At 62.2% G+C, this 15,352-nt stretch carries 11 protein-coding genes; 5 read left to right on the top strand and 6 right to left on the bottom strand.

The window, feature by feature from the left end; translation table 11 throughout:
- The first annotated feature begins 85 nt into the window (after window positions 1-85).
- From aauS to ACU680_RS01225, 3 genes are read left to right on the top strand one after another with little or no spacing between them, the layout of a single operon-like run.
- Window positions 86-1,987: a two-component sensor histidine kinase AauS gene (aauS, locus tag ACU680_RS01235; RefSeq protein ID WP_448178442.1), complete on the top strand. Its 1,902-nt coding sequence runs from the start codon at window positions 86-88 to the stop codon at window positions 1,985-1,987.
- Window positions 1,984-3,312, top strand: a complete 1,329-nt coding sequence (gene aauR / locus ACU680_RS01230; RefSeq protein WP_448178441.1) for a two-component response regulator AauR — start codon at window positions 1,984-1,986, stop codon at window positions 3,310-3,312. The genes aauS and aauR overlap by 4 nt, the downstream gene beginning before the upstream one ends.
- A gap of 8 nt (window positions 3,313-3,320) precedes the next feature.
- Complete coding sequence (locus ACU680_RS01225) at window positions 3,321-3,650, top strand: GlpM family protein (RefSeq protein WP_448178713.1); 330 nt, start codon at window positions 3,321-3,323, stop codon at window positions 3,648-3,650.
- Window positions 3,651-3,778: 128 nt separating this feature from the next.
- Here the strand turns inward: ACU680_RS01225 and ACU680_RS01220 are convergent, their stop codons facing one another.
- Both ACU680_RS01220 and ACU680_RS01215 read right to left on the bottom strand, forming a co-directional pair.
- A complete protein-coding gene (locus ACU680_RS01220) occupies window positions 3,779-4,447 on the bottom strand; it encodes a DsbA family oxidoreductase (RefSeq protein WP_448178440.1) in 669 nt (222 codons plus the stop codon).
- Between the two features lie 173 nt (window positions 4,448-4,620).
- The gene (locus ACU680_RS01215; protein WP_448178439.1) at window positions 4,621-5,640 is read right to left on the bottom strand and encodes an alpha/beta fold hydrolase; all 1,020 of its coding nucleotides are present in this window, start codon (window positions 5,638-5,640) and stop codon (window positions 4,621-4,623) included.
- Between the two features lie 313 nt (window positions 5,641-5,953).
- Here ACU680_RS01215 and ACU680_RS01210 point away from each other — a divergent pair, with 313 nt between their 5' ends.
- Entirely contained in the window at window positions 5,954-11,119 is a 5,166-nt protein-coding gene (locus ACU680_RS01210) for a dermonecrotic toxin domain-containing protein (RefSeq protein WP_448178438.1), read from the top strand.
- Between the two features lie 120 nt (window positions 11,120-11,239).
- Window positions 11,240-12,157 (top strand): transcriptional regulator MetR, encoded by a 918-nt coding sequence (gene metR, locus ACU680_RS01205; RefSeq protein WP_007968856.1) that lies wholly within the window; start codon window positions 11,240-11,242, stop codon window positions 12,155-12,157.
- 113 nt (window positions 12,158-12,270) lie between these two features.
- Here metR and ACU680_RS01200 read toward each other — a convergent pair whose 3' ends face one another.
- From ACU680_RS01200 to ACU680_RS01185, 4 genes are all read right to left on the bottom strand, one after another.
- The gene (locus tag ACU680_RS01200) at window positions 12,271-12,768 is read right to left on the bottom strand and encodes a GNAT family N-acetyltransferase (protein WP_448178437.1); all 498 of its coding nucleotides are present in this window, start codon (window positions 12,766-12,768) and stop codon (window positions 12,271-12,273) included.
- A gap of 2 nt (window positions 12,769-12,770) precedes the next feature.
- On the bottom strand, window positions 12,771-13,409 hold the full coding sequence (locus ACU680_RS01195) for a LysE family translocator (protein ID WP_367085599.1): 639 nt from the start codon (window positions 13,407-13,409) through the stop codon (window positions 12,771-12,773).
- A gap of 24 nt (window positions 13,410-13,433) precedes the next feature.
- On the bottom strand, window positions 13,434-13,868 hold the full coding sequence (locus tag ACU680_RS01190) for an NUDIX hydrolase (RefSeq protein WP_448178712.1): 435 nt from the start codon (window positions 13,866-13,868) through the stop codon (window positions 13,434-13,436).
- 76 nt (window positions 13,869-13,944) lie between these two features.
- A complete protein-coding gene (locus ACU680_RS01185) occupies window positions 13,945-15,270 on the bottom strand; it encodes an APC family permease (RefSeq protein ID WP_448178436.1) in 1,326 nt (441 codons plus the stop codon).
- Between the last annotated feature and the right edge of the window lie 82 nt (window positions 15,271-15,352).

The following is a 15,352-nucleotide window of genomic DNA, read 5'->3' as shown; positions in this document are numbered from 1 at the left end:
GAGCAAGCTCCCTCGCCACAGGTTCCAGGCTCGACCAAACCAGTGCGTCGTCCGCGGCAGCGCTGGTTGACCCAAGGCAACTGTGATGAAATGCGACCCCAATCTCTATCGCGCAGCGCCGCCATCACTTGCCGTGAAGCCCCGTCTGATTCGCCATCTGTTCCTGCCGCCGCTGATCATCATCCTGATGATCGGACTGGGTTACATCGGCTTCTGGACCAGTGAACATTTCGGCATCCGCAGCCTCAGCGAAAACGGCCAGCGTCAGCTCGAACTGCACGCGCGCACCGTCGAAAGCGAGATCAGCAAATACACCTACCTGCCCAGCCTGCTGGAACTGGAAACCAGTGTCCCGCAACTGCTGGCCGACCCGACTCCGGAGCACCGGCAAACGGTCAATGCTTACCTTGAAGGCCTGAACCGGCGCAGCCGCAGTCGGGCCATCTACGTGATGGACACCACCGGCCGCGTGATGGCCACCAGCAACTGGCGCGACGTCGACAGTTACCTCGGCGAAGACCTGTCCTTTCGCGCCTACTTCCAGAAAGCCGTACGCGGCGAGCCCGGACGTTTCTACGGCATCGGCAGCACCAGCGGCGAGCCCGGTTACTACCTCGCTCACGGTCTGGAAGAACACGGCAAGATCATCGGCGTCGCCGTGGTCAAGGTGCGCCTCGAAGCCCTGGAGGAACGCTGGCAGCGCGCCCGCCTGGAGGCCTTCGTCAGCGACGAGAACGGCATCATCATTCTTTCCAGCGATCCGGCGCGACGCCTCAAATCGGTAGTTCCACTGAGTGATGAAACCAAAGAGAAACTCGCGCGCAGCCTGCAGTACTACTGGTTCCCGCTCAACGAACTGCAACCGCTGGCCCGCGAAACCCTGGCCGACGGTGTGGAGAAACTGACCTTCCCGGCCAACAGTGAACTGAGCGCCGATGACGACAGCATCAGCTATCTGGCGCAGACCCGGCCGCTGAGCGATACGCCATGGAATTTCACCCTGCTCACGCCGTTGCAGGACTTGCGTCGTGAAGCGATCAATCAGGGCATTCTGGTGGCCGTGGCCTTCGCCCTGGTGGCGTTCCTGCTGATCGCCTGGAACGAGCGGCGCAAGGTCATCGCCACCCGCCTCGCCGCCCGCGAAGCCTTGCAGGAAGCCAACAACCAACTCGAGCGTCGGATTACCGAACGCACCGGCGACCTGCGCGCCAGCAACGAACGGCTGAAGAGTCAGATCCGCGAACGACGCCAGGCCGAAGAGACCCTGCGCCGCGCCCAGGACGAGCTGGTGCAGGCCGGCAAGCTCGCGGCCATCGGCCAGATGTCCACCAGCATCGCCCACGAACTGAATCAGCCGCTGGCGGCGATGCGCACCCTGTCCGGCAACACCATTCGCTTTCTTGAGCGTGGACAGCTCGACGTCGCCAGCACCAACCTCAAGACCATCAACGACCTGATCGACCGCATGGGCCGGATCACCGCAAGCCTGCGTTCGTTCGCCCGGCGCGGCGACGACAAGGGTCAGGCCAGTCTCGGCAAAGCGGTGGATGCTGCGCTGCAATTGCTCGGGGCGCGGGTGGACAGCATGGCGCTGCAACTGCACCGGCAGTTCAGCGACGTTCAGGTGCAGATCGACCAGACCCGCCTCGAACAGATTCTGGTCAACCTGATCGGCAACGCCCTCGACGCCATGCAGGCGCAACCCTTGCCGCAGCTGTGGCTGGAAGGCGAAACGTTCAACGGCAAATACCGCCTGCGGGTGCGCGACAATGGCCACGGCGTCGACGCCGAAGCGCGCAAGCATCTGTTCGAGCCGTTTTTCACCACCAAACCCGGCGAGCAGGGTCTGGGCCTCGGCCTGACCCTCTCCGCCAGCCTCGCCGCCGCCACCGGCGGGCACCTGGGTGTCGAACACCCGGCCAGCGGTGGCACCACCTTCGTCCTCAGTTTACCGTTGGTAAGCCCTGATTCTGCCGAGCCAATATGAACCACGACCTTAGTGTGCTGATCGTCGAAGACGACCCCCATGTGCTGCTCGGCTGCCAGCAGGCGCTGACCCTGGAAGACATTCCCTGCATCGGCGTCGGCAGTGCCGAAGAAGCGCTGGAGCGGGTCGGCGACAACTTTGCCGGCATCGTCATCAGCGACATTCGCCTGCCCGGCATCGATGGCCTCGAACTGCTGACCCGCCTCAAGCAACGCGACCGCAGCCTGCCGGTGGTGCTGATCACCGGCCACGGCGACATCTCGATGGCGGTCGGCGCGATGCAGAAAGGCGCCTACGACTTCATGGAAAAACCGTTCTCCCCGGAGCGACTGGTGGACGTCGCCCGCCGTGCACTGGAGCAACGCAGCCTGGCCCGGGAAGTGTCTTCGCTGCGGCGGCAACTGGCCGAACGCGACTCCCTCGAAGGTCGGATCATCGGGCGCTCGCCAGCCATGCAGAACCTGCGCGAGCTGATCGCCAACGTCGCCGACACCTCGGCCAACGTGCTGATCGAAGGCGAGACCGGCACCGGCAAGGAACTGGTCGCCCGTTGCCTGCACGACTTCAGTCGCCGGCATGCCAAACAGTTCGTTGCGCTGAACTGCGGCGGTCTGCCGGAAAACCTCTTCGAAAGCGAGATCTTCGGTCACGAGGCCAACGCCTTCACCGGCGCCGGCAAACGGCGCATCGGCAAGATCGAACACGCTGACGGCGGCACGCTGTTCCTCGATGAAGTGGAAAGCATGCCCCTGCCCTTGCAGATCAAACTGCTGCGGGTGTTGCAGGAACGCACCCTCGAGCGCCTCGGTTCGAACCAGAGCGTGGCGGTGGATTGCCGGGTGATTGCCGCGACCAAATCCGACCTCGACGACGCGAGCAAGGCCGGCGAGTTTCGCAGCGACTTGTACTACCGCCTCAACGTGGTGACGCTGGAACTGCCACCGCTGCGCGAACGTCGCGAAGACATTCTGCAACTGTTCGAACACTTCACCCAGCAGTCGGCGCTGCGTTTCGACCGGGTATTGCCCGAGCTGGACAACCAGACCCTGTCGAACCTGATGAGCCACGACTGGCCGGGCAACGTGCGCGAACTGCGTAACGTCGCCGAGCGCTTTGCCCTCGGCCTGCCGGCGTTCAAGAAGTCCGGCGCCAGCAGCGGCGGTCAGGGGCTGGCGTTCGCCGAAGCGGTGGAAGCCTTCGAGCGCAACCTGCTCAACGATGCCTTGCAACGCAGTGGTGGCAACCTGACCCAGGCCAGCCTGGAACTGGGCATGGCCAAGACCACGCTGTTCGACAAAGTGAAAAAGTACGGGTTGAGCCACTGATGGATCTGATTCTCAAAGCCGCCCTTGGTGCGGCAGTGGTGGTGATTCTCGCCGCGCTGTCGAAGACCCGAAACTATTACATCGCCGGACTGGTGCCGCTGTTTCCGACCTTCGCCCTGATCGCCCATTACATCGTTGGCAACAGCCGTTCGATCAATGATCTGAAGGCGACCATCGTGTTTGGCATGTGGTCGATCATTCCGTACTTCATCTATCTGGCGACGCTGTACGTGATGATTGACCGGATGCGCCTGGAGGCGTCACTGGCGGTGGCGGTTGTCGCGTGGTTGATCGCCGCCAGCGTATTGGTCTCGGTGTGGGTGCGCCTGCACAGCTGATCCCTGTAGGAGTTGCCGCAGGCTGCGATCTTTTGCCTTTAAAGAGCAGGATCAAAAGATCGCAGCCTGCGGCAGCTCCTACAGGGTTGCCATTCAGTTGTTGACGGTGCCGCCCCGGGGGTGGGGATTCAGTTGCTGACGGTGCCGCCCCGGGTTTCACTGATGATCTGCCGGATCGCCCCGACAAAAGTGTCCACCGGTTGCCCGCCCGTCACCGCGTACTGACCGTTGAACACCACGGTCGGCACTGAACTCACGCCGCGTTGCAGCCACAGCTGCTCCTCTTCGCGCACTTCATCGGCAAATTCGTCGCTGGCCAGAATCGCTTCGGCACGTTGCCGATCCAGACCCACGCTTTCGGCAATCTGCGCCAGTTGCGCATGGTCGGACGGATTGCCGCCATCGGTGAAATAGGCCTTGAACAGCGCCTGCTTCAACGGCAGCTGCACCCCCTCAAGGCCGGCCCAATGCAACAGACGATGGGCATCGAAGGTGTTGTAGATACGGCTGTTGCCATCGGTACGAAAGGCGAACCCGACCTCGGCGCCGCGGGCACGAATCGCTTCGCGGTTTTTCTGTGACTGCTCCGGGGTCGAGCCGTACTTTTCGCTGATGTGTTCGGTGATGTTCTGCCCGTCCGGGCCCATTTTCGGGTTCAGTTCGAACGGCTGGAAATGAATCTCGGCCTGCACTTCATCGCGCAGTATCTCCAGCGCCTGCAGCAAGCCATTCAGACCGACGATGCACCACGGGCAGGAAACGTCGCTGACAAAATCGATTTTCAAAGCGGAATTCATCACACACCTCGCGGACAGATCGCACATCGCAAAGTCCGAAAGATACACCTGTAGGAGCTGCCGCAGGCTGCGATCTTTTAATCTTCAAAAGCAAAAGATCGCAGCCTACGGCAGCTCCTACAGGGGTGCATGCCAGTGTAGGAGTGAGCCCGCTCGCGATGGGACCGACCCGGTTACAACAGATTCCCCGCCGCCACCGGCTCGATCTGCGCCCAGTGCGAGGTGTCTTCACGGTGCTCTTGCAAATACGGCAACACCGCCGCCAGCAACGGCGCCTTGAACGCCTCTTGGAAGCGATGGGCCAGCCCCGGAATCAGCTTCAACTGACTGCCACGGATGTGCGCCGCCAGGTGCACGCCATGCATTACCGGCAACAACGGATCGGCCGTGCCGTGCACCACCAGGGTCGGCACCCGCAGTTGATTGAGCAAAGTCACCCGGCTCGGCTCGGCGAGGATCGCCATGATCTGGCGCTTCACACCTTCAGGATTGAATGCCCGGTCGTAAGCAATCGCCGCCTGATGCAGCAGTGCCTGCCGGTCATCTGTGACCGCCGGGCTACCGAGCGCCGCCAACAGATCAGCCTGCTGCTCCAATGCCACCTCGCGATTCGGTGCGCCACGCCGCGCCAGCAGTTGCACCAGCGCCGCACTGGGCGCCGGCAACCCTTCGGCGCCGGAACTGGTCATGATCAGCGTCAGACTCTCCACCCGTTGCGGAGCCATCGCCGCCAGATGCTGGGCGATCATCCCGCCCATGCTCGCGCCCAGCACGTGAAACTGGTCGATGTGCAACGCGTCCATCAAACCCAGCGCATCGTCGGCCATGTCGGTCAGCGAATACGGCGCCGACACCGGCAAGCCGAGCTTGTAGCGCAACACCTCGAACGTCAGGTTGGCCTCGGCCGGGGCCTGACGCCAAGTGGACAGACCAACATCGCGATTGTCATAGCGGATCACCCGAAAACCCTGCTGACACAGCGCAACCACCACTTCGTCGGGCCAGTGAATCAACTGGCCTCCCAGGCCCATGACCAGCAACAGCGCCGGATCCGAAGCACGACCGATGCTCTGGTACGCCAGGCTCACCTGTGCCAGATCGACCCGTTCGGTCGGTACATTGACGTCGCAACGCGAAGCCGCCATCAACGGCAGGCCGAACAACAGCGCGGCCAACAAAAGAAATAAACGCATGAAGAAACACCGAAACGCAGAACCCCAGTAGAGCGCGAGTCTGATGAAGTTTGTGCAAGCGCGCTGCCACAGTTGCGTGACAGTTTGATGAAGATTGCCGAGCGGTCATTCTGCACAGCGTCCCGACGTCCGGCACGCTCTTCTATGCCAAAGCGATGACGGCAACGAATCAGGCCGGAGCGGTCTGTACACCCTCTGAAACAAAAGCACTAGCAAGCGATAACCATGTACCGCATGAGCTTGTGACAGCGCGCCTCTAATAGGCATGAAAACCGGAATCACCCGGCCCGCATGCCTTTTGGAGCCTTGTCGCATGTCCCACGCACTGCCACCTGCAACGGCCGACTTCGGCCTTGATCAACGATTACAGCCATACGTCGATCAAACGCTTTACCTGTTGGCGACGGCTCGTTTGAACGAGTGTCACCAGCAATGGCTGGATCTCCTGGCCCACCATTCCCAACAGCCCGAAAGCGCCTGGTGGGGTGCCCGCGCCCCCGGCACGGCGCTGTCGCGGCGCGAGCATGCCCTGAGCCTGTATCACCTGCATTTCGAGGCCGCGCTTCAATGGGCGGGGGCCGAGGGCAAGCTCGACACCTCACAACGACACAGGCTGGCGCAGCTCCTCACCCCATCGAACAAGGTCGCGGCGGACCTGCGGGTCGCACAACCGGTGCTCAACCGCGTCGATAACAGCCGCCTGCGCGTGTACGGCACGTTGCTGATCGTGCTGGAGGAAACGCTGCTGCTTTATCTGCCCGCGCACCCGCAACCGTTGATGCGTTTCGAACAGCAGACCGCTCTTGAACGCTGGCTGATTGACCAGCACCCGGATCCGCTACGCATCACCTCGCTGGACTTCATCGAGTTCGGTAGCGATCCGCTCACACGCGGATTTGAACCACTGATGTCCTCATCGGCAAGCACTGGTGCCAGTCGGGCCGCGCTCGACAAATTGTTCCCGGTCGCGCCCACCCGGCCAGAGAGTGCCGGGCCAACCGCCAGTGAGGTCGCGCCCTTCGGCCTGCTGGTTGCCGACATTCCCCTGGACCTGCGTCTGCAGACGCTGGCGCTTGAACAGCGTGCGCTTGACCGTTTGTTTGGCGACGCCGATCCGGACAGCCCGCAACGTCAACAACAGAGACAACGACTCGACGCCTTGAACGCGGCCCGGCAAGCCAGTCATGACGCGGCATCGGCCCTGCTCGACAGCCATCATCCGTTGACGATGCTCGAATTGCGCCATGCCACAAACGTGCATTACCAGGCCCTGCTGGAGGCCCGCGTCGCGGGGTTGCGCGCCGAAGTCGAAGTGCAACGGGCGCTGGAGCAACTGTCCGTCGAGGAGCATCGGCTTGTCATCGCGATGCTCGACGCGCCCGAGCGCAACCTGCCGACAGCGGACGGGGTCATCGCGCGCGTATCGTTGGCGGCGACAGATGAGGGCGTTACCGCCGTCGAGGAGCTGCATGGCGTGCTGATCATCGCGACAACTGCGGCGCTGGCCCCCGGTTCGACTGACAGCCTGCTGCTTTACTGGCCCGGCCAGTTCGGCGGCCTGCAACGTTTTGCTTCGCGGGCGGCGCTGGAGCAGGACCTGTTCAAACGCTCGCCCGGCGACGGCGGGCTGACCCTGCACCTGACCCCGCTCACTGTTGACCCGCTCGTCTGGTCCCTCGATCAGCAGCTTTATCTGTGCGAACGGCAGGCCGCGCAGATTCTGCGCGATAACCCGCTGCCCGAACGGGCCGACGAGCGTCGGGCCGAAATGGAAAAGCTGCGCGAACAACACCTGCCGCGCCTGACCGTACCGATCGCGCAGGCCCGTGAGCGGGCATTTGCCGAACGTCAGGCGCAAGACCACAGCGCCGCGCTGGCCGGTAGCCTGCCCGGGTGGTTTGACAACCTGGACACTGCGCAACGTGCGCAGATCAAAGCGCTGATCAACCGCTACCTCGGCGCCATGCAACGCGCTCATGCCTTGCTCGAACGGGAATTGCCGCCACGTCAGGCCTTCGCCGAAAAGCGTATCGACGCTCGTTTGCGCGCAGACTTCGCGCTCAAACAACGGGTGAGTGTGAGTCTCGACCTGCCCGACTCGACTTTCTGGCGTAGAACCGTGATGGAAGCCCCCGGGCCCGGCACGCCGCAACGCAACATCCTGACCGCGAGCGACAAGCGCAGTGTCGTCCCTCTCGAACAACTGGCACAGGACAATGTCGATCAGGACATGTGGTGGCGCCTGTCGTTCATGCAGGCCAGGATCAGCGACGAGGACCCAAGTGATCGGCAGAGCCTCGAAGCCGGGCTCAACCCGGTCTATTTGCGCAAACTGGTAACGGAACTGGATCTGCCCGGACGTTACGAAGAACTGATTCGCCTGGCGTTTTTCGGCGCGCCGGAAGAACCGGCGTTTCAGCAGGCCTGGCGCCGCGAATGCCTGAGTGAACCGTGGCGGCTGATGCTCCGCTTGCAAGGCGAATTCGCCTTGCTGCAACGGCACATCGACAGTGCCGGCCACGCTGTGCTGAAGGTCGCCATCGAGGCGACTACATCTCAGGCGTATGCCGTCGACGGACAACGCATTGCGCTGCTGCCGGCGCACCTGACCGTCGGTGGAGAGGACACCGCGCATCAGGGGACGAGCACGCTCGCGGGGGTCACGTTCATTGTCGAGCAAACCAGTGGCCTGACCCTGCTGTACCTGCCCGACAGCACCGACGCCATCTTCCTGCGTCAGTACGAAACGCTGGAACTGGCGCGGATGGATCTGTTCAGGCGTTGTGTGGACAGCAAAATGGTCAATTACCTGGCCGGACGCGCCGTGAGTGGCGATTTTGCCAGTCATGTCAGCCGGATCAACCAGGCTCAGCTGCGCAATTTCGATGCACTGATCGGCGTCGGGATGGCCTGGCCGGCGACCACCTCGCTGGCCATTCACCTGTTGAACGTGCACATGGGCCGACTACTGGAGGCCCATCGCGGCAGTTCGCGTTCCAACGATGCGTTGTATCTGGAGCGCTGTGCACTGAAATCCGGGGCGTTGTTCAACTACCTGAAAATGGCCATCGGCATGTTGCCGTTCGTGGGCGCGGCCGTGGCCCTGTATGACGCCTGGAACAGCGCCAATCTGGCCGTCGCGGCGTTCTTGCGGGGCGAGCTCGGGCATGGGCTGGCGGAGGTAGAGGCGGTGCTGCTGTCATTGATCGACGCGGCAATGGATGTGCTTCCCGGATCAGTCTCGGTCCCCGCAGCCGCACGCCTGGCCACCCGTCACCGGCAACGCGCGGCCTTGGGCAGATCCGCCGCGATACCGACATCCTGGCAATGGACCAGGCAGTCACTCGAACGCTTCAAGGGTTACGAGTACGAACACGAGATTTCCCTCGCCGGCCTGCACCCCGGCACCCATGGGATTTATCGCAACGTCTATCGACATGCCGAGGGCGATTTTATCGTCCGTCAGGGCCGCATCTACCGGGTGCAGCTCAGCGATGCGTCGCGTGGCTGGAGGCTCTACGGCACGGCGAGCCGCGGCTACAAACAACCGATCGCCCTCGACGAAAGCGGCCAGTGGAATACCCATTACGCGGTGCACGGCACTGTAATGGACGGTGGCGGTGCCGGCGGTGGCGCCGTGCTCGGGCATCTGGCCGACGGCATGGACCCGCTCTGGCCCGAGTCCATCCGCCAATGGTTGCCGCGCTGGTGGACCGATCGGCAATTGCGCAGGCAATTGACCCTGACCAACACCGCCGACGCCTATACCCGGCGCCTTGATACCCAGACACGCGCTACCAACCAGTTGCTGGAGAACTACCAGTCACTCGACATTGCCCAGCGCAAGCCACTGCAGGCAGCCGTTGACGCCGCCTGCCGCAATGACATCGAGCTCGCGATCGCCCAATACGACAACCTTGCCGAGCTGTTGCCCCTGAGCCACGGCCACAAGAGCCTGCAGATCAAAGAGATCCACAGCCTTTGTGCATGGATCGTAGTCGACCGCTCCGTGCAACGCGTCACCGTGGCCCGTGACCGCTTGCTTGAGCACCTGAACCGGATCGACGCACTGGTCGCCGAGTCCGATGCCACGCGCTTTGACAATATCGCTGCCCATATCAAACTCATGGCCCGGCGCAAGCTGGCACGCAAGGATTTTATCAAGGAGCTCGATCACCTGCATGCAATCACCGAGCAGGCCAACCTGTGGAACAACCGCATCACCTATCAAGCGCATAAATCCAAAATGGCAGCCGACATGTTGGCCATCAACCGTAAACTCGGCGACCACACACACCACTACCTGAGAACTGCGCACCTGCTGGAAATCATCACCCGCTACGACGCGGTGGCCGACCTGTCCTGGGTGTATTTCCATACCCAGCTGAAAAATGCCCGTGCCAAGGTCGGGCGTGCGCTGCTGACTCAACATCATCTGCCGGAGGTCGGCGCCAGCCTGACCCAGCGTAATCGGGTGATCGAGGATTGCCTGCAGATCTATGCCGGTTTTCGCCGTCAGCTCCACGCCTGGACGCTCGGTTATGCGCAGCATCTGGATCTGGAACAGGTCGGGCCGTTTCTCGACGGTCTGAGCAAGGTTGAAGAGCACGCGCGGCATGCGATCAAACAGCGTCCGCCAATCAAGCCTAAAGAGCCCGGCGGCAAGCAACTGTTCGAAACCGAGGACAACCAGTTGCTGATCGGTACGGAAAGCATCGACGCCGGCACCCGGGAGAAACGCTTCACTGTCGAAGGCATCGACGGGTTCCGCGAAACCTGGTTGCCGCGCTCTACTGGCAAGTACCACCTGCAAGCTCAGAGCACGCCGGCCGCTGCCCCCCTGCCAGGCGACGTTCAGCCATTGCTGACCGAAGCCCGAAAACGTCTTGCGGCAGTTCCCGCCTACAGCGACAAGGTTCAGGCCTACGCCCCCCAGGACATGCTGCCAGTGGATCTGGAACATATGCTCGGCAGCGAAGCGACGGAACTGAGTACCCGCGCGCAGGCCATCGAGCGATTGTCACCGACCGAGCCGATGGTGCGCCAACTGCACGACACGGCCGCAGAATTGCGGCGAACCGGCCGTACTTTGCGCATCGATCAGTCAATGCGCAGCAAGACGCCTACCGAAGGCTATCTGGATTATTTGCTGCAACAGCATGTGGTGGAAATCCGCAAGGAAGGCGCACTGCGGGCACTGGGCAAACGCGCTGACGGGCGCAAGGATTACCTTCAGGAATACGAGGTGCGCGACCTCACCAGCACACCGCCGCGCACGCTGTGGTTTGCGCACTTTCACTACACCTCGGACAAGGTGCCATTCACCGACTTCGTCAAAGCGCATCTGAAACTGCCGGAGCAACGTAATCTCGGCCTGCAATGGCAGCAGGCCCGGGCCGCCGGCGGTGCGCAGATCGAGGCGATCTGGCGCGGCGATATCGGCAAACCACTGGGCATCCGGCATTTCGCAGATCTATAGGGCAAAAGCAGCGGGGCACTGGCTATGCCCCGCTGCTGCTGGAGCGGTCGACAGCGCCGTCAACATGAGACAAACTCACCGCTTTCGTCATGATCACAAATTTTCTTCATGGGGCCAGCAGTGCTTGAAATCCGTCATCTGAAAACCCTGCACGCCCTGCGCGAGGCCGACAGCCTGGTCGACGCCGCCGACCGTCTTCACCTGACCCAATCGGCGCTGTCGCACCAGTTCAAGGAACTGGAGGAACGCCTGGGCATGCCGTTGTTCGTGCGCAAGACCAAACCGGTGCGTTTCACCAGCGCCGGCCTGCGCCTGCTGCAACTGGCTGACGCGACCCTGCCGCTGCTGCGCGCCGCCGAACGCGACATCAGTCGTCTGGCCGGCGGCACCGCCGGGCGCCTGCACATGGCAATCGAATGCCACAGCTGTTTCCAGTGGCTGATGCCGACCATCGACCAGTTCCGCGACGCCTGGCCGGAGGTCGAACTCGATCTGGCCTCGGGTTTCGCCTTCGCCCCGTTGCCGGCACTGGCCCGCGGCGATCTGGACCTGGTGGTGACCTCCGATCCGCTGGACATCGCCGGCATCACCTACGTGCCGCTGTTCACCTACGAAGCGATGCTCGCGGTGGCCAACCAGCACCCGCTGGCGAGCAAACCGTACATCGTCCCCGAAGACCTGCTGACTGAAACCCTGATCACCTACCCGGTGGAACGCGATCGGCTGGACATCTTCACCCGCTTCCTCGAACCGGCCGACATCGAACCGGCGCAGGTGCGCACCTCGGAGCTGTCGGTGATGATGATGCAACTGGTCGCCAGTGGTCGTGGCGTCTGCGGCATGCCGCACTGGGCACTGCATGAATACAGCTCGCGCGGCTACGTGAAGGCCAAGCGCCTGGGCGAAAAAGGTCTGTTTGCCACGCTGTACGCGGCGATCCGCGCCGACATGCTCGATGCGCCGTACATGCGCGATTTCCTGCTGACGGCCAAGGACACGTCGTTCTCGACGCTGGATGGGGTCAGTGCAGTGCGCTGACACCAAGGTGCCTCATGGCTGACGGTAAACCGAGAACATTTGCGGGACAAAAAGATTCATTGTGGCGAGGCGATTTATCCCCTCGCCACAAAAGCCCCTCACTCAGGGAGCGATCAGAGTTCACGCCACATGTGGACCTTGTCGAAGTAATCTTCGCCAACCCGCACCGCCAGCGGTTCAAGCCCGAACTGGATGAAACCGCAGCGCCGGTACAGCTTGAACGCGGCGTCGTTGCCGGCGGTGACGGTCAGTTGGATCAGTTTCAGCGCCGGATGGCTTTGGGCTTCGGCGATGGTCGCCTCGACCAGTTTCTGCCCCAGACCGTGCTGGCGAAAGTCGGCTGAAACGTACATCCCGAACAAGGTCGATTTGTGCCGGGCCTTTTCACGCGGTTCCAAGGCCAGACCGACGATACCGGCGAGTGCACCGTTCTCGAACGCGCCAAGTACTACATCGAGCTTGCTGGTCAAACGCCCTTCCCACCAGCTCAACGGCATCACCGCGCGCTCGCGCACGCTGGAGGTGAAGGCCTGCGGATGGCGGTCGTAGGCTTCGAGCATCAGCTCGCGGTAAGCCAGCGCGTGGCTGGCGTCGAGGCGTTCGATCCACATGCTCAGGCCGTCCTGCGTTGTTCAAGCATCAGCCGTACTGCCAGACCGGCGAGTACAAAGCCCATGAAATAACGCTGCGCCGCCAGCCAGGTCGGGTTGCTGACGAACCACGAGGCAATGCCCGCCGCGAACAGTGCGATCAGCAGATTGACGCTGAAACTGACGCTGATCTGGGTCAGGCCAAGAATGATGCTTTGAGTAAACACCGAACCGTGTTCAGGCGTGATGAACTGCGGAAACACCGAGAGGTAGAACACGGCGATTTTCGGGTTCAGTGCGCTGGTGAGAAAGCCCATGCTGATCAGTTTGCGCGACGAGTCCGGCGGCAGTTGCTGCGCTTCGAACGGTGAGCGCGCACCGGGTTTGACCGCTTGCCAGGCCAACCACAGCAGATACAGCGCACCGGCCCACTTCAGCACTTCATAAGCCATCGGCACCGCCAGAAACACCGCGGTCAAACCCGCAGCCGCGGCAAACATGTGCACGAAGAATCCCGCCACCACACCGAGCAACGAGGTGACCCCGGCCTTGCGTCCCTGACAGATCGAACGCGAGATAAGGTAAATCATGTTCGGCCCTGGCGTCAGGACCATCAACAGCGCGGCGGCGGCGAAGATCAGCAGGTCGTGGAGCGGGATCATGGTGAGCGTCCTGTGCGTGGATGATCAGGCAATCGCCGTCAGCGAGTTGCGATAAAACGGCAGGATCAGGTCGCGTGTCAATGGCGCCAGAACGACAGCGGGATCAGTAGCGGGATCGATCCAGAGCACTTCCTCGATTTCGGCAGCGGGCATCACATCGGCGTCGATGGTCAGCTGAAATATCTGCGCTTGCACCACAAACCCCGGCTCGTTCGCGGCCGGCGCCGAAAACTGGCCGAGAAAAGCGGCCTGCGCCGGATCGATCTGCAAGCCCAGCTCTTCCTCCAGCTCACGGGCCAGCGCGTGCACCGGCAATTCATGCGCTTCGATCTTGCCACCCGGCTGCATGAACGCCATGGTGCCGCGCTTGCGCACCAGCAGGGTCCGGCCTTCGGGGTTGAGCAACAGTGCGGCGGCAATACGGATGAGACCGGAAGGTGGAGCGGAAAAAGTCGACATGTCAGACAAAGCCTTTGGTGCAAAAACGGCAAGCATCACATGCTTGCCGTTGCGCAGCAAAGCCGCTGCCGAGATCTTACGTGGCTTCCTGGAAATCCATCTCCGGTGGCTGACGACGAAAGCCGCCCGTGAGCACCGCCAGATACACCACGCCAATCGCCAGCCAGCTCAGGCCCAGATACACCGCCAGGTGATCGAGGCTGACCATCAGCCACAAGTCCGCGACCAGCCCGATGAGCGGGAAGATCAGGAACAGCACCAGCTCACGCGGGCCTTTTTTCTCGCCGCCGATCCAGTAGTGAAAAATCACCGACAGGTTGACCAGACTGAACGCCAGGAACGCGCCGAAGTTGATGAACGAGGTCCAGGTGGTCACGTCGAGTTTCAGTGCCAGCAACGCCACCGCTGCACACAGCAGAATGCTGTTGACCGGTGTGCCGAAGCGCGCATGCAAGGTGCCGAAAAACGACTTGGGCAACACGCCGTCGCGGCCCATGGCAAACAGCAGGCGCGAACCACTGGCCTGAGCGGACAGCCCCGAGGCGAACTGGCCGACGATCAAGCCAATGAGGAAGATCGAGACGAACAGATCGCCGCCGATGTTGCGCGCAATTTCATAGGCCGCCGAGTCGACGCTGTCGAACTGGATCGACGGGTGGGCGATCTGCACGAAGTACGACACGCCGACGAAGATCAGCCCGCCAATCAGCGTAATCAACATGATCGCCCGTGGAATGGTGCGGCGTGGGTCGCGGGTTTCTTCAGTCAGCGTGCTGACCGCATCGAAACCGAGGAACGAGTAGCAGGCGATGGCCGCGCCGCTCATGATCAGCGGCAGCTGCATGTCGCCGTTGAAGAACGGTTTGATCGACCACAGCGGCGTGCGCGCATCGCCACCAATGTAGTGCACGCACAGCGCGACGAAGGCGATCAGCACCAGAAATTGCACGAGCATCAGCAAGGCGTTGATGCCGTTGGCCAGTTTCAGGCCGATGATGTTGATCGCGCTGGTGATGCCGATGAACGCCAGTACCCAGATCCACTGCGGGATCGACGGGAACGCCGACGCCAGATACGCCGCGCCGATCAGCCAGATGGCCATCGGCAGAAACAGGTAATCGAGCAATACCGCCCAACCGGCGATGAAACCGAGCTTGGGGCTGATCGCCTTGCGCACATAGCTGTAGGCGGAACCGGCGACCGGGAACGCAGCGGCCATGCGCCCGTAGCTCATGGCGGTGAAGAACATCGCCACCAGTGCCGCCAGATACGCGGCCGGGACCATGCCGGCGGTGGATTGCGCGAGGATGCCAAAGGTGCCGAGGACAATGATCGGCGTCATGTAGGCGATGCCGAACAGCACCACCGAGCCTAATGACAGGGTGCGTTGCAAACGAGCCATGAGCGACTTACTCCGAATTTTATTGGATTTATGGCAGAGCCGAGTTCGGCGAATGTTTCGGGTGTGGCTTTGTTTTTTTTTC

This window comes from Pseudomonas sp. LF020 (genome assembly GCF_053456425.1).
Note: the sequence above shows the minus strand (reverse complement) of the source record. Positions and strands in the feature narration are given on the sequence as shown.